At 61.4% G+C, this 14,283-nt stretch carries 15 protein-coding genes; 4 read left to right on the top strand and 11 right to left on the bottom strand.

What is annotated here, in order from left to right; genetic code table 11:
• From H0Z09_RS01545 to H0Z09_RS01515, 7 genes are all read right to left on the bottom strand, one after another.
• Positions 1 to 459, bottom strand: a complete 459-nt coding sequence (locus H0Z09_RS01545) for an Rsd/AlgQ family anti-sigma factor (protein ID WP_076951995.1) — start codon at positions 457 to 459, stop codon at positions 1 to 3.
• A gap of 209 nt (positions 460 to 668) precedes the next feature.
• Entirely contained in the window at positions 669 to 1,190 is a 522-nt protein-coding gene (locus tag H0Z09_RS01540) for a disulfide bond formation protein B (protein WP_186686455.1), read from the bottom strand.
• Positions 1,191 to 1,427: 237 nt separating this feature from the next.
• Complete coding sequence (locus tag H0Z09_RS01535) at positions 1,428 to 2,669, bottom strand: heme biosynthesis protein HemY (RefSeq protein ID WP_186686453.1); 1,242 nt, start codon at positions 2,667 to 2,669, stop codon at positions 1,428 to 1,430.
• 5 nt (positions 2,670 to 2,674) lie between these two features.
• On the bottom strand, positions 2,675 to 3,796 hold the full coding sequence (locus H0Z09_RS01530; protein WP_186686451.1) for a uroporphyrinogen-III C-methyltransferase: 1,122 nt from the start codon (positions 3,794 to 3,796) through the stop codon (positions 2,675 to 2,677).
• 18 nt (positions 3,797 to 3,814) lie between these two features.
• Positions 3,815 to 4,573 carry a uroporphyrinogen-III synthase gene (locus tag H0Z09_RS01525; RefSeq protein ID WP_186686441.1) on the bottom strand — a complete coding sequence of 253 codons (759 nt, stop codon included), beginning with the start codon at positions 4,571 to 4,573 and terminating at the stop codon, positions 3,815 to 3,817.
• On the bottom strand, positions 4,570 to 5,511 hold the full coding sequence (gene hemC / locus H0Z09_RS01520; protein ID WP_186686438.1) for a hydroxymethylbilane synthase: 942 nt from the start codon (positions 5,509 to 5,511) through the stop codon (positions 4,570 to 4,572). Before hemC ends, H0Z09_RS01525 begins: the two co-directional genes overlap by 4 nt.
• A gap of 138 nt (positions 5,512 to 5,649) precedes the next feature.
• A complete protein-coding gene (locus tag H0Z09_RS01515; protein ID WP_186686432.1) occupies positions 5,650 to 6,396 on the bottom strand; it encodes a LytTR family DNA-binding domain-containing protein in 747 nt (248 codons plus the stop codon).
• Positions 6,397 to 6,898: 502 nt separating this feature from the next.
• On the opposite strand from H0Z09_RS01515, the gene argH reads away from it, so the two are divergent.
• Complete coding sequence (gene argH, locus H0Z09_RS01510; RefSeq protein WP_186686429.1) at positions 6,899 to 8,293, top strand: argininosuccinate lyase; 1,395 nt, start codon at positions 6,899 to 6,901, stop codon at positions 8,291 to 8,293.
• Between the two features lie 95 nt (positions 8,294 to 8,388).
• Here argH and H0Z09_RS01505 read toward each other — a convergent pair whose 3' ends face one another.
• On the bottom strand, positions 8,389 to 9,048 hold the full coding sequence (locus H0Z09_RS01505) for a glutathione S-transferase (RefSeq protein ID WP_186686426.1): 660 nt from the start codon (positions 9,046 to 9,048) through the stop codon (positions 8,389 to 8,391).
• A gap of 126 nt (positions 9,049 to 9,174) precedes the next feature.
• On the opposite strand from H0Z09_RS01505, the gene H0Z09_RS01500 reads away from it, so the two are divergent.
• From H0Z09_RS01500 to H0Z09_RS01490, 3 genes are all read left to right on the top strand, one after another.
• Positions 9,175 to 9,459 (top strand): hypothetical protein, encoded by a 285-nt coding sequence (locus H0Z09_RS01500; protein ID WP_076952004.1) that lies wholly within the window; start codon positions 9,175 to 9,177, stop codon positions 9,457 to 9,459.
• Between the two features lie 95 nt (positions 9,460 to 9,554).
• On the top strand, positions 9,555 to 9,809 hold the full coding sequence (locus H0Z09_RS01495) for a TIGR02647 family protein (protein WP_003195403.1): 255 nt from the start codon (positions 9,555 to 9,557) through the stop codon (positions 9,807 to 9,809).
• Between the two features lie 167 nt (positions 9,810 to 9,976).
• Positions 9,977 to 12,817 (top strand): class I adenylate cyclase, encoded by a 2,841-nt coding sequence (locus H0Z09_RS01490; protein ID WP_186686423.1) that lies wholly within the window; start codon positions 9,977 to 9,979, stop codon positions 12,815 to 12,817.
• Positions 12,818 to 12,996: 179 nt separating this feature from the next.
• Here H0Z09_RS01490 and rnk read toward each other — a convergent pair whose 3' ends face one another.
• The 3 genes from rnk to cyaY all read right to left on the bottom strand — a co-directional run bounded on the left by rnk (position 12,997) and on the right by cyaY (position 14,095).
• Entirely contained in the window at positions 12,997 to 13,410 is a 414-nt protein-coding gene (rnk, locus tag H0Z09_RS01485) for a nucleoside diphosphate kinase regulator (protein ID WP_076952006.1), read from the bottom strand.
• Positions 13,411 to 13,541: 131 nt separating this feature from the next.
• Positions 13,542 to 13,760, bottom strand: a complete 219-nt coding sequence (locus H0Z09_RS01480) for a DUF1289 domain-containing protein (protein WP_186686420.1) — start codon at positions 13,758 to 13,760, stop codon at positions 13,542 to 13,544.
• Between the two features lie 2 nt (positions 13,761 to 13,762).
• Entirely contained in the window at positions 13,763 to 14,095 is a 333-nt protein-coding gene (cyaY, locus tag H0Z09_RS01475; protein ID WP_076952007.1) for an iron donor protein CyaY, read from the bottom strand.
• Between the last annotated feature and the right edge of the window lie 188 nt (positions 14,096 to 14,283).

Raw genomic sequence — 14,283 nt, 5'->3', positions numbered from 1 at the left:
TCAAGCCTGGGTCGCGGACTCTTCCTTGTGAGCGTTGTGCAGCACTTCGATCAAGCAGTCTTCCAGTTCGAAACGCTCGTGCAGCAATGCGCCCAACTCTTTGAATTTTTCTGCAACACATTTCCCGGCATCACACAGGTCGGTGAACGCCAACAGCTTCTCGGTGATAACGTCGATACGCGGGTAAATCGTCTCGGCCAATTCCAAGCCACGCTGATCGTCGAAGGCCTGTGCCTCTTTGGTCAGTTGCTCGTAGACGCCAAAATGACCGGCGGACACGTAGTCAACCAATACGCCGCAGAAATCCTGTAACGACTCACGATTCTCAGCCAGTGCCTCTGGCTTGGCGCCGAGAGCATCAAAGGCCCGAACCAGTTCGTGACGCGCCTTCAGCCAGCTATCGATCAGCTTGTGCACCCCACCCCAGCGTTCCTGAGCATTCTGACAACTTTCCAGCATGATGATCTCTCTTCCCTATAGGGGGCGCTGCCGCCTGGTGCCCGCGCAACACTTCAAGGTAAAGCCGCAGCCGGACAGGGCCGCATCTGACAAATGGTTTCAATAACGCATGCGGGCCAGATTATGCCCGCATGCCTATGGCTTCAAGGTACGCAGGACACAAAGTTCATACAAGTGTTTAATCCCGCCCTGCAAACTGAACACGGGGTTCACTGCCTCGCGGGGCGCGAAGGCTGGCGCAGAAACAGCGGTGAAAACTGCATCACGCCCACTATCAACATCCCGACGAAGAACAACAGGCTCCACTCGGGAGGGCTCAGGTCAAACAGCGTCCAGTTGGTTTCCACGCAATCGACAGTGCCTTTGACGGTCAATTGCAGGGCCTGCCAGAACGACAAGTTTTCAATCATGTAATGCAGGCTGGGCCAGCAATCGGCGGCCTGGTCCGGCGCGGCATTTTGTAGCAGCACCTGGCGCACGGCTGTCAGGGCGCCGAGCAATGCGAAGCCGATGCTGGCCAGCCCGTATAAGTGCAGAGCCACACGCTTGGGATCATGGAGGGCGGCAACCAGATTGATCAAGGTGACAGCGGCCAGGAACCCCCGCTGCATCTGGCAAAGGAAACACGGCCGCAACGACACGCCGAACTCGAGGTAAAAGGACGCGCCCAATGTCAGCGCACCCGCCAGGAACGCAAGGAAAAACAAGGAGCGTGAAGGGGCCAAAGACATGCTTTATCCGCATCGCGAAAGATAGGTCGCTACGGTAGAGGAAAGGCCTGACCCCTTTCAATACGTGCCAGAGCAGACAATTCCGCGAGAAGGTACGGACTTTCCGCCAGAAGATGGAAGACCTTGGAAAACTGAGCGTCAGACTTTGCCTACAATCGCTCAACTCCCGGCTTTGAGGGCCTAATGCGGGGTCGGCTGCCAGATATATCTGAACCGACCCTCGCCAACTTGCCTACATCAGGCTCGAGCCGGTACCGGCAACGGCGACGCCAGCAGTCGGTTATCCAGCAATCCCAGGCCTTCCTGGAACAACTGGTTACTGCGTTCGGTGTCACCCAGCTGGGCCAACAAACGCGCCAGCTCGGCACAGGCCTCGGGATTGCGTTGTACTTGAAGGCTGCTTTCCAGGTAGTCGCGCGCCTTGCCCCACAGGCTGTTTTGCAGGCACAGGCGGCCCAGCGTCAGCAGCAGGCTGGCATCACTTGGATGGTCCTTGAGCCAGCCTTCGGCAAACTTCAATTGCCGGGCCGGGTCACTGCCGCGCAAAAGGCCGTACAGCCGGATCAGGTGGCTGTCGTAGCCGCGCTTGATGGCGCCACGCAGCGCTTCCTCGGCCTTCGCATCGGCACCCAGTTGGCGCAATTGCTCGGCGTACGCCAGAACCAGTTGCGGCTCCTGGCGCTGGGCGGAAGTCAGTTGCTGCCAGGCCCGCTCAAGGGACTGCAAACCGGCCTCACCCTCCTCTTCGCGCCGGGCCGCCAGACTCAGGTTCTCACCCCAGGCGCGGCGCTCAAGCTCGGCCAATTCACTGGCTGGCAGCACTTTGTCCTTGCGCAGTTCGGGCAACAGGCGGATCACCGACGACCAATCGCCCCGCTGCTGATGCAGGCGCTGCAATTGACGCAAGAGCTGGGCGTTATGGGGATGACGTTCGTGCATCGCCTGCAGCGTGGTCAACGCACCGTCCGTGTCGCCACGGTCCAGTTGCAGCTGCGCATGGCTCAAGGCAACCGCGAGCTCGGCCTGAGGCTGACGCTCAAGCGCGCGCTCCAGCAAACCGTCGGACTCTTCGTAACGCCCTTGTTCATTTGCGGCACGGGCCGCGCCGAGGTAGTACAGCAAAGGCTGGCGCTCGGCTTCGGCGGCGCGGTGCAGGTGACGTTCAGCGCTGGCCCAACGGCCCTCGGCGAGGTCCATCTGGCCTTGCTCAATGGCGATCTGCACGCGGCGGCTGCGGTTGCGCCGCGACCAGGGGTTGACCACGCCACCGGAGGTGGTGACCAGGCTCAACAGCACGCGGAGCAGGTAGATCGCCAAACCAATGGCAACCACCGCCACCAAGGTCGCCCACAGGCTCGACTCGTAATGCAGCACATGAGGGTAGGTAATCAGCACGTAGCCGGTGTGTTTCGAAATGCCCACCGCCAGCGCCAGCGCGATGGCAATCGCCAGCACCAGGATCACATAGAAACGTTTCATCGGCTCTACTCCTGCTTCGCCGATGGAGCCGCCGGCGTCGCTGCCGCCTTGGCTTCGTCGGCAGACAGATGACGACGCTCAAGGTAGGCCTGCACGGCAGCCAGGCTTGCGGCCAGGTCCGGCGTCACCACCGACACCGCCTTGGGCTCAAGCTCGGCAATACGCGCCAGCATCGCCTTGCTTTGCGGGTTGTCCTGGTTGAAGTTGTTCTGCAACACGCTGCGCGCCTCGCCGAGTGAGCGGCTATACACTGCCGACTCGCCATTGAGCGCCGCCCATTGCGCTTGCTCCAGGGCCAGGCTCAAGGCCAGGCGAACCTGGTTCAGGCCCTGGCCGGCCAACAGAGGGCGAATGTTGTCGTCCGGGTTGAAGTCAATGCGGAAGTATCGGGAAATCTGCTCCCACCACTGACTCCAACGGCTGTCCGTGTCGATGGTCGAGCGCCCCTGGGAGGCGGGCTCGGTCAGTTGATATTCCGGGGCAATGGCTGCCAATTGCACAACCTGATCGCGCAAGGCCGCCAACTGCAAGTACAGCCCGGTGCGGTCAGGCTGCTCGGTACTGCGCAGCGCGACGAGGCTCTTGGCCAATTGCTCACGGGCAGCGTAGGCGCCCGGATCGCTCTGTTCGCGAAGAATCTCGTCGGCCCCCTGGACCAGCGCCAGGGCGCTGTTGATATCTTGCAAGGCCGACAGGCGCAGGCTTGCCAGGCGAATCAGGTGTTCGGCCTCGGCCAGACGCCAGTCCTTGCGGCTGGAACCCAGCACGGTTTCCAGGCGCTGGCTCAGGCGCTGCTGATCGCCTTGCAATTGGGCCACCAGGCGGCGACGCTCCTCCAGCTCATCCGCGACGGGCAATTGCGCCAGCCGCGCAGCCAATTGTTGCTGGCTTTGCTTGAGGGACTGGGATTGCTCATCGAGGGTCTGCACCTGACCCAACTGTTGCTGGCTGCTGGCTTGCAGGGCGCGGACCTGCCAGATCCCCCAACCGCCGGCGGCAACGCCGGCAGCGCCCAGCAGCAGGGCGACGATTGCCAGGCCATTGCCACGGCGCGGCGCGGGGGCCGGTGCAACCTGCGCATCAAGTGCGGGTTGAGCTTCATCTTTAGGCAAGGCTGTTTCGCTCACGTATCCGTCCTTTGCGTATCAGAGAGTGGGAACGGTATAGCTCCGTATCGCCACTAACAAAGCCGCGGCACTCGCACCGCGACAATCCACAACTTTTTCTGCGCCGGCGGCCCGCGCCATCTCCTGGACTCGCGGGCTCGGCACGAACAACGGCAGCTGTGCCACCTGTGGCCAATCGGCTCCGGCCAGGGCTCGCAAGTGTAAAAAACCTTGCCCACTGCTGACCACCAGGCCGTTCAAGCGTTCCAACTGGATGCGTCGCATCAGTACCCCGGCGTCGTAAGCCGGCAGGAGCCGACGATACAGCTCCAGATAGTCGACACTAGCACCTCTCTCGCGCAAACGCTCCGCCAGCAGCTCGCGGCCGCCCTCGCCGCGCAGAATCAGCACCCGGGGATCGGCGCATGCGATAGCCTCGCGCAGTGCAGGCAATTGAAGCAAGGCCTCGCTGTCGTCGCCAGTAGGGGGATGCTTAACTTCCAGACCGTGCTCGGCCAGTACGTGGGCGGTGGCGGCGCCGACGCTGAACCATCGCAACTGCGGCCATGCTCGGTCCAGCTGTTGCACGGCCAGGCGCGCGGCGGGCTTGCTGACGACGATGACCGCACAGTAGCGACCCAGATCATGAAAGACCGCCTGCTGTTGAGCGGTAACGGGCAGTGGCTCGATATCCAGCAAAGGCAAGCTGCTGCTGAAGATGCCAACTTCGGACAACGACGCCGCCAGGGCCGTCGATTCCTCGGCAGGCCGCGTCAGCAGCACACGCCATTGGGTCACTGCGGGCCGGCCTCGCCGTAGACTTTCTGCAGAATGGCCCCGGCGCCCTTCTCCAGCAGCGCTTTAGCCACCTGCACGCCCAGCGCCGTGGCGTCACGCTGCGGGCCACGCACCTCGGCGGTCAACAGCGTGCCGCCGTCGGGGTCGCCCACCAGGCCGCGCAGCCACAGGTTTTCACCTTCCAGCACGGCGTAGCAGGCGATCGGCACCTGACAGCCACCATTGAGGTGCTTGTTCAGGGCACGCTCGGCCGTGACGCGCACTTCGGTATCGTGGTGATCCAGGGGCTTGAGCAGGGCATGGATTTCGCTGTCGGCGGTACGGCACTCGATGCCAACGGCACCCTGGCCACCGGCTGGCAGGCTGTCCTCGACGCTGATGGCCGAGGTGATACGGTCTTCGAAACCCAGGCGGATCAGGCCGGCCGCCGCAAGAATGATCGCGTCATATTCACCGGCATCCAGCTTTGCCAGGCGGGTGTTGACGTTGCCACGCAGGAAGCGGATCTGCAGGTCCGGGCGACGGGTCAGCAACTGCGCCTGACGGCGCAGGCTGGACGTGCCGACGATGCTGCCCAAAGGCAACTCATCGAGAGACGCGTACGTGTTGGAAACGAACGCATCACGCGGGTCTTCGCGCTCGCAGATGCAAAACAGGCCCAGGCCTTCGGGGAAGTCCATGGGCACGTCCTTCATCGAATGCACAGCGATGTCGGCTTCGTTTTCCAGCAGCGCGGTTTCCAGTTCCTTGACGAACAACCCCTTGCCGCCGATCTTCGACAGCGGCGAGTCGAGCAGCTTATCGCCGCGACTGACCATGGGCACCAGGGACACCTTGAGACCAGGATGCGCCAGCTCCAGGCGTGCTTTGACGTATTCGGCCTGCCACAAGGCCAGGGCGCTTTTACGGGTGGCGATGCGGATTTCGCGAGAGGACATGGAACAATCCGTACTGAATAGATACGGCAGATAATAACAGCTCAGGCAAATACGCTTTGATTTGAATCAGCAAGTGCGAGGCCTCCCTGGCCACGTCGCACCGGGATAAGGAATGCAGGCCTCTGCACAGCCCTCGGGCTAAAGCTGCTGCATCATCTTGCGCACACCAGCGACATGCCGCCGGCTGACGATCAACGCGTCGCCGTTAAGGCCTTTCAGAAACAACTGAAAGTGCCCCAGAGGGGTGCGTTGCAGACGCTCGATTCGCTCGCGGGCTACCAACGCATTGCGATGGATACGCACAAAGCGGTCACCGAATTCATCCTCAAGCGCCTTGAGCGGCTCATCCAGCAGCACTTCACCGCCTTGATGGCGCAGGGTCACATACTTGTGATCAGCGATAAAATAGACCACCTCGCCCAGAGGGATCAGCTCAATGCCTTTGCGTGTACGCGCGCTGATATGGCTGCGCGGCCCGTTGCCGCTTTGAGCCGCTGGCTGGGTCAGCGCGGCGAGCTGGACGCGGGTTGGGCGCTCGGCTTGTTTCAAGGCCTTGAGCAAAGCATCGCCCGCCACCGGTTTGGTGAGGAAGCTGACACCACTGGCTTCAAGCGTCTGTGCGGGGAACTCGTCGCTCGCGGTGCAGAAGACCACGGCCGGCGGCGACTCTCGCTCGCTCAGTCGGGCAGCAACCTGGAGGCCATCAAGGCCAGGCATACGGATATCGAGCAACACCACATCCGGCTTGAGGCTGTCGATCAGCGTCAACGCCTCTTCGCCCGTGGTGGCGCTTGGCTCCAGTACGGTATAACCCTCGATTTCACTGACTGAACGACTCAGTCGCTCGCGGGCTTGGGGTTCGTCATCAACGATCAGGACATTCATATAGCGCTGGATTCCTGCGTGAGTCTCGCACAAGGATAGCGTAGACAGGTGCGGTGACTTGCGTCACAGCGATCCACGCTAAGACTAGCGCGAGCGGCAAAAAGTGCCCTGGGAGTGGCACCCATATTTACCCGGACCTGTTCAATAGCGCCCAAGACCTGGTGCCTGCGGGCATCGTCGTAGGGTTTGTTGATACACAATCCGAATCCCCCCTTCTTTAATGGATAGTCTGGGCTCTGACCGCGTCACCCGACTTTGGTGCATTCCACGCACGGTCAGTCCAACTGTAGACGCTCACCGAGACGACATTGCTCAATCGATAAATATGGTTTCAAAAGCACCTGCGCCCAGTCTCGTCCTGGACGCGGTCGGCGGCAAGGCACTTAGCCATCCTTTGCGCAAATAAAATGCCGACAACCCACAGCACCGCCTCAACAGGCAACCCTGTTATTATCGCCGGCACACTTTCCTGTCTCTTATTAAGCAGATCACGAGCGAATCCATGAGCACCGACAAGACCAACCAGTCCTGGGGCGGCCGCTTCAGTGAACCCGTCGACGCCTTCGTCGCCCGCTTCACCGCCTCCGTCACCTTCGACCAGCGCCTGTACCGCCACGACATCATGGGCTCCATCGCCCACGCGACGATGCTGGCCAAGGTCGGCGTGCTGACCGACGCCGAGCGTGACAGCATCATCGACGGCCTGACCACTATCCGTGGCGAGATCGAAGCCGGCACCTTCGACTGGCGCGTCGACCTGGAAGACGTGCACATGAACATCGAAGCCCGCCTCACCGACCGCATCGGTGTGACCGGCAAGAAACTGCACACCGGCCGTAGCCGTAACGACCAGGTGGCCACCGATATCCGCCTGTGGCTGCGTGACGAAATCGACCTGATCCTGTCCGAAATCACACGCCTGCAAAAAGGCCTGCTGGAACAGGCAGAGCGTGAGTCCGACACTATCATGCCTGGCTTCACTCACCTGCAGACCGCGCAGCCTGTAACGTTCGGCCACCATTTGCTGGCCTGGTTCGAAATGCTCAGCCGCGACTACGAGCGCCTGGTGGACTGCCGCAAGCGCGCCAACCGCATGCCGCTGGGCAGCGCCGCGCTGGCCGGCACCACCTACCCGATCGACCGCGAATACACCGCGCAACTGCTGGGCTTTGACGCCGTTGGCGGCAACTCTCTGGACGGTGTGTCGGACCGTGACTTCGCCATCGAATTCTGCGCCGCCGCCAGTATCGCGATGATGCACCTGTCGCGCTTCTCGGAGGAATTGGTGCTGTGGACCAGCGCGCAATTCCAGTTCATCGACTTGCCGGACCGTTTCTGCACGGGCAGCTCGATCATGCCGCAAAAGAAAAACCCCGACGTGCCTGAACTGGTACGTGGCAAGAGCGGCCGTGTGTTCGGCGCGCTGATGGGCCTGCTGACCCTGATGAAGGGCCAGCCTCTGGCCTACAACAAGGACAATCAGGAAGACAAGGAGCCGCTGTTCGACGCCGCCGACACCCTGCGCGACTCGCTGCGTGCGTTTGCCGACATGATTCCCGCGATCAAACCCAAACACGCGATCATGCGTGAAGCGGCGCTGCGTGGGTTCTCCACCGCGACGGACCTGGCGGACTATCTCGTGCGCCGTGGCCTGCCGTTCCGCGACTGCCACGAAATCGTCGGCCACGCCGTGAAGTATGGCGTGGACACCGGCAAGGACCTGGCGGAGATGAGCCTGGAGGAACTGCGCAAGTTCAGCGACCAGATCGAGCAGGATGTGTTTGCGGTACTGACCCTGGAAGGCTCGGTGAATGCCCGTAATCACATCGGCGGCACTGCGCCAGCGCAGGTGAAGGCCGCTGTTGTGCGTGGTCAGGAGCTGCTCGCCAGCCGCTAAAAGCTTCGCGAGCAAGCCCGCTCCCACATTTGGAATGCATTTCAAAATGTGGGAGCGGGCTTGCTCGCGAAGGCGTCATCACAGACACCCAAATCCTATTTCCTGGCGGCAATCTTCGCCATAAAACCCGGCATTGCCGCCAGCCTGTCCGCTTCCACCTTCTGCGCATTGGGCATCTCATTCAAACGCCCCAGCAATGCCTTGGCCTTTGGCAACTCAGCCAACAGATCCAGCCCAAACAGCTTCTCGCCAACCCCCAGGGCCAGGTTCAGGCTGTACATGAAATACAGATCGGCAAGGGTGAAGCTGTCTCCCGCCACGTACGGCGCGAACTTGCCGTGCCTTCCCAGCGAACCGATCCCGAGCAGTAACTCCGCCCTGGATTTTTCCTTGATCGCCTCCGGCACCGTCATGCCAAAAAACGCTTCGGCGAAACACGCACGCGCAGGCAACTCGATGTACAGCTCGATCTCCCTGCACAACGCCAACACCTGAGCACGCTCGAACGGCTCGGCGGGCAGCAGCGCGGGCCCTTGCTGGGTCTGCTCGATATACTCGAGGATCACACTGGTTTCGTTGATGAACCCCTGCTCGACGCCCAGCACCGGCACCTTGCCACGCGGGCTTATCGCCAGCGCTTCCGGCGTTTGCCCGGCATAAAAAGGCACCTCTTCGAACGGCAGTCCTTTCTCCAGCAGCGCCAGTTTCACCATGTTGTAGTAGTTACTTACCGAAAATCCATAGAGCTTGAGCATCGCAAAGCCTCCAGGCCGTGTGCGGGGTTGGCTGCAAGCGTTATAGATGCCCTGGCGCGTCCTGACCAGCAGCATCACCTGCCTGAATGGCGGTAGACTGATGCCCTTTTCCTTGAGGAGCCTGCCATGAGCGAGCCGACCGATATCGACAACGACGAAGAAGAATTCACCGAAAGCACGCTGGTCCAGGCCATCGAGAACCAGATCGAAAGCGACAACCCGCCGGCGGCCAAGGCCACGTTCAACAAGCTGACACTGGTGGGCTACGAACGCGAAGAGATATTGAACCTGATGGCCCACGTGCTGGCCTTCGAGATCGACGCGATGCTGGATGAGGACCGGGCGTTCGATACCCAATGGTATGAAACCGCGTTGCGAGCACTGCCGGAGCTGCCGCCCGAAAAGGAATAATCCAGCCGCGCTGCAACACGCTGGACAGTTCGGCAAAGTGCGTTCACCTTATGGCCTGCTAGCCTCTAATAAATTTTAGAAAGTCTGGAGTCCTTATGTCGTATACCCCTGAGTTGGTTGCCGAACTGGAAATCCTTGTACTCTTCCCCTTGGACAGCACCAAGGAAGGTCTGAAAGTCCATCAGACCGCCGCGCCCACTGCTATCGCTGCTGCCAAACGCCTCCACGCGAAAGGATTGATCGACCAGCCGGACGGAGGCTACCTGACCAGCCTTGGCCGGGACGCCGCAGAGCAAGCCCAAACCTTGCTGACTATCTTGACCACCGCCTCGACCAAAGAAGCCGCCTGACACCTGATACGCCCATGGAGTCCGCCCTGTGCGGACTCCGAGGGCTTTGCCGTGCAACAGCGAAAATTCTGACGTCTAAATCCATTTCCCGCTAAAACTCCTACGCTACTGGCTGTAAACTCCTACACGGCCGCCCACGTCGGGCCCTGCGAGCCACCGAGTTCGACATGACCCGCACCCATGAAATCCGCCCCGACCTGGACGAAGGCATCGACCGCAAGGTGCTGGCCCAATTGCGCGCGCGTTTCATGGCCCTCAACGATGGGCGCATGGCCCGGGCGATCGAAGGGCTGACGCCGCGCCAGCAAAGCGTGCTGACCCTGCTGCCGCTGTTCTTCCACGTCAACCATCCACTGCTGCCCGGCTATGTGTCGGGCAGTACACCAGCCGGGCTGTCGAATTTCGAACCCGACACCCAGGCCCTGGCCGAAGCCCAGCGCCTGACCCGCTCGTTCTCCTACAAGCCACGCCGCGGCAATCCGCCAACGCCCATCCACGGCCTGTTCCTGATGGGCAGCCTTGGCACATTGGCCCAGGCCGACCAGAGCGATATGGACGTCTGGGTCTGCCACGCCGCCAACCTGAGCGAGAATGAACTGGCCGAGCTGCGCAAGAAATGCCAGTTGCTGGAAGCCTGGGCGCTGAGCATGGGCGCCGAGGCGCATTTCTTCCTCATCGAGCCGACACGCTTCGTGCTCGGCGAGCGCGACACCCAGCTCAGTTCGGATGACTGCGGCACCACCCAGCATTACCTGCTGCTGGACGAGTTCTACCGCACCGCCATCTGGCTGGCCGGGCGTACGCCGATCTGGTGGCTGGTGCCGGTGTATGAGGAAACCCGCTATGCCGAGTTCACCCACACGCTGATCAGCAAGCGCTTCATCCGCGCCGATGAAACCCTCGACCTTGGTCACCTGGCGCACATCCCTCCCGGCGAATTCATCGGCGCCGGGCTGTGGCAACTGTTCAAAGGCATCGAGTCACCCTACAAGTCGGTGCTCAAATTGCTGCTGACCGAGGTCTACGCCAGCGAACACCCGCATGTGCAGTGCCTGAGCCTGCGCTTCAAGCGGGCGGTGTTTGCCAACCAGATGGACTTGGACGAGCTGGACCCGTACATCGTGGTGTACCGCCGCATCGAGGAGTACCTCAAGGCCCGCAACGAGCCCGAACGCCTGGAGCTGGTGCGTCGTGCGCTGTACCTGAAGGTCAACCGCAAGCTCAGCGCCGGCCAGCGCACCACCAGTTGGCAACGGCTGTTACTGGAGCGCCTGGCCCATGAGTGGGGCTGGGACCAGCGTCAGCTGGCGCTGCTGGACAGTCGCAGCCAATGGAAAGTGCGCCAGGTCGCCTCGGAGCGCCGGGCGCTGGTCAATGAGCTCAATTACAGCTACCGCTTCCTGACCCAGTTCGCGCGCACCGAGCAAACCGTCAGCCTGATCAACAAGCGCGACCTCAACGTGCTGGGCCGGCGCCTGTACGCCGCCTTCGAACGCAAGGCCGGCAAAGTCGAATTCATCAACCCCGGCATCGCCCCGGATTTGGCCGAAGACACCCTGACGCTGGTTCAGTCGCCCAATCGCAAGGAGCCGGGCCAGCACCACTGGGGCCTGTACAACGGCAACCTCACCGCCCTGGAATGGGAGCATTTCGCGCCGATCAAGCGCAGCCGCGACCTGCTGGAAATGCTCACCTGGTGCCATCGCAACGGCGTGATCGACAGCAGCACCCGCCTGGCGCTGCATCCGGGCACCAGCGACATGACCGAATTCGAGCTGTTCAACCTGCTGGGCAGCCTGCAACAGACCGTCGCCCTGCCCTTGGCCACCGTTGATGAGGAGCGCCTGCTGCGTTCGGCGGTGCCCGAAGCGGTATTGCTGCTGATCAATGTCGGCGTCGACCCGCTCAAGCATCACCGCGACCTGAATATCCTGATGACCACCGAGCGCACGGACTCGCTGAGTTATGCCGGCGTGCGCGACAACCTTGTACTCACGTTGGACCAGGTCACGCTCAACAGTTGGAACGAGGTGATGGTTAACCGCTATGACGGCCCCCACGCCTTGCTCGACTGCCTGCGCGACTACCTCAACCAGTTGCCGCCGGATCACTTGCCACGGCTGCGGGTGCGCTGCTTCTGTCACAACCGTGCGCAGTTCATCGCGCAGCGCGTGGAAGAAATTTTCGACACGGCGCAGAACCTGCTGCTGGGTCAGTCCAACCATCGCTACCTGTTGCAGGTGCAACGGCACTATCACGTGATGGAATTGATGCCGGGCCAGGCCACCCATGTGTCGCTGCCGACCCAGGATGCACTGATCGCCTACCTCAGCGAAGAACTGGCCAGCTACAGCCCGCTGCACCTGGATGCCATGGCCCTGGAAGATCACGATCTGGCTTTGCTGCTGCCGATGGGCTTGGCCGATTGCGTGCAGGTGTTCTATCGGGTCAACGAAGGTTTCGCCGAGCTGTATGTGCTGGATGAATTCAACGCGCTCTGGCAGCAACGCCTGCCATTCCATGATGAGCAAAGCCTGCTGGCACCATTGCAGCGCTTTGTGCAATCGATCATCTATCGCCGGGAGGCGCTGTCGCCGCTGGACCCGCAGCAACCGCTGGGCGCAGTGCAAACCCTGTTTTACCAGCTAGTGCCGTCGGGCAGTGGCCGCGCTCGCAGCATCGAACCGCGCCCGGTGCCGATGAACCCGGCGAACAAACCGTTTTATGACGTGCAGGCGATTATCGGCAAGGCCGCGCCTGGCCAGGTGGGCATTACCCTGTATTGCGATCAGCGCGAATTTTCCGAACTGGAATTTGGCGACCAACTGTTTGCAGTGGTCGCCCGGGAAATCGTCGGGCAACGCCGGGAAACCGAACGTTACCGCTGCTACATCACCGACCTGGACCTGTCCGGACTGATCGGTGATGTGCAGAGCCCGAGTAACCTGTACCTGCGTTACAAGGCCGAGCTGGAGCTGTCGCTGAACGAGGCGTTGAGCCAGATATAAAGAGCATGTGTATCTACGCATGTGTAGTGAGCGGGCTTGTCGAATCGTCGCACCGCCCGCGCTGGGCTGCGCAGCGGCCCCACTAAAGGCACCGCCGATCTCCAGGTAAAACCAGGTCGCCTGGTTTGGGGCGGCTTCGCCACCCAGCGCGGGGCAAGCCCGCTCACTACAATGTCGATTTAAAGAGGGAACGCGCCGCCATCCTTAGGCTGGCCTTCGACGCTGAGCAGTTCCAGCTTGAGGGTCTTGCCGCCGGGTGCTGGCCAGTCGATGTGCTGGCCCACTTGCAGGCCGAGCAGCGCACTGCCCACCGGCGCCAGAATCGAAATCTTGCCTTCGTCGGCGTTGGCGTCCTTGGGGTAAACCAGGGTCAGGTGGTAATCCTTGCCGCTGCCTTGCTCACGGCAATGCACGCTGGAGTTCATGGTCACGACACTTGCAGGCACTTCATCGTGGCCAACCACTTCTTCGGCGCGGTCGAGTTCGTGTTGCAACGCTTCGACGCCGGGAAACTCGTCGCCCAGGCGGTCGATCAGTTGCTCCAGACGCTGCACGTCAAGACGGGTGAGGATGATGGACGGTGCGGTGGTCATGATTCAGGCAGACTCCTTTTTTCTGCACAAAAAAGCAAAACCCCGCCAGGAAAAGGCGGGGTTCTCACGGGCCTCGATGAGTTGAGGCGTACCCGGACACTACCACAGCGTCACAAATAAACAAGACGACCTCAGGCGTGGGCCCGGCGCTGCTGGGCCTGGGCACAGATCACGCGGCGCCGCTCATCGTCGGCAGAGCGCCATTCGCGGATATCTTCCACATGGCGGAAGCAGCCGAGACAGACTTTCTGCTCATCCAGGCGACACAAACTGATACAAGGTGACGGCACCGCCGGGCTGACATTACTGAACAGTGGCTTGGGCGGGCGTACGGACGCAGGCTGGGTCACGGTCAAATCTCGTCGAAGTCCAGCTCTTCGCCGGTATATTCCTGAACCAGGCGCGCAAGCATCTCGCCCAGCAACTCTTCACTCTTGTCGCACTGCCATTTGCCGCTTTCTTCGTCGTAGTCAAAGTGCACGCCACCGGAACGCGCCGCCAGCCACAGCTGACGCAATGGCTCCTGGCGACTGAAGATCAGTTGCTGGCCACTTTCGAACTTGACGGTCAGCACGCCGGCCGAGTTTTCCAAGTCCACGTCCAGGCCGCTGTCGTCGAAAATATCTTCCAGCGCCTGCTGGGTCGCATCCACCAGGTCGTGAAAACGGGCTTCGGTCAAACTCATTGTGGCAACCTCAAAAGTGTCTGGTTTTGCTCAAGCGCCGCACGATACGGACGAGCCCCGCCGATTGCAAAGGATACCGATTTCAACACGATTGACGGTGTGAAATATCCTCAAGCAGCGTAGCCCGCTTCTCGGCTATCTCGGCAAACCCCCGCCGGACGGGTATTCCAGCGCATAGGCAAGCTGCC

Origin of the sequence: Pseudomonas sp. SWRI18 (genome assembly GCF_014268345.1) — a bacterium.
Lineage (GTDB): Bacteria > Pseudomonadota > Gammaproteobacteria > Pseudomonadales > Pseudomonadaceae > Aquipseudomonas > Aquipseudomonas cedrina.
This window is presented reverse-complemented; position numbering and strand designations above follow the sequence as displayed.

What these genes read in the sequence shown, in the direction of transcription:
- hemC (WP_186686438.1), bottom strand. Translation starts at nt 5,511, where the DNA reads ATGTCCTCTCGCGAAATCCGCATCGCCACCCGTAAAAGCGCCCTGGCC.
- H0Z09_RS01540 (WP_186686455.1), bottom strand. Translation starts at nt 1,190, where the DNA reads ATGTCTTTGGCCCCTTCACGCTCCTTGTTTTTCCTTGCGTTCCTGGCG.
- argH (WP_186686429.1), top strand. Translation starts at nt 6,899, where the DNA reads ATGAGCACCGACAAGACCAACCAGTCCTGGGGCGGCCGCTTCAGTGAA.
- rnk (WP_076952006.1), bottom strand. Translation starts at nt 13,410, where the DNA reads ATGACCACCGCACCGTCCATCATCCTCACCCGTCTTGACGTGCAGCGT.
- H0Z09_RS01500 (WP_076952004.1), top strand. Translation starts at nt 9,175, where the DNA reads ATGAGCGAGCCGACCGATATCGACAACGACGAAGAAGAATTCACCGAA.
- H0Z09_RS01505 (WP_186686426.1), bottom strand. Translation starts at nt 9,048, where the DNA reads ATGCTCAAGCTCTATGGATTTTCGGTAAGTAACTACTACAACATGGTG.
- H0Z09_RS01495 (WP_003195403.1), top strand. Translation starts at nt 9,555, where the DNA reads ATGTCGTATACCCCTGAGTTGGTTGCCGAACTGGAAATCCTTGTACTC.
- H0Z09_RS01535 (WP_186686453.1), bottom strand. Translation starts at nt 2,669, where the DNA reads ATGAAACGTTTCTATGTGATCCTGGTGCTGGCGATTGCCATCGCGCTG.
- H0Z09_RS01490 (WP_186686423.1), top strand. Translation starts at nt 9,977, where the DNA reads ATGACCCGCACCCATGAAATCCGCCCCGACCTGGACGAAGGCATCGAC.
- cyaY (WP_076952007.1), bottom strand. Translation starts at nt 14,095, where the DNA reads ATGAGTTTGACCGAAGCCCGTTTTCACGACCTGGTGGATGCGACCCAG.
- H0Z09_RS01545 (WP_076951995.1), bottom strand. Translation starts at nt 459, where the DNA reads ATGCTGGAAAGTTGTCAGAATGCTCAGGAACGCTGGGGTGGGGTGCAC.
- H0Z09_RS01515 (WP_186686432.1), bottom strand. Translation starts at nt 6,396, where the DNA reads ATGAATGTCCTGATCGTTGATGACGAACCCCAAGCCCGCGAGCGACTG.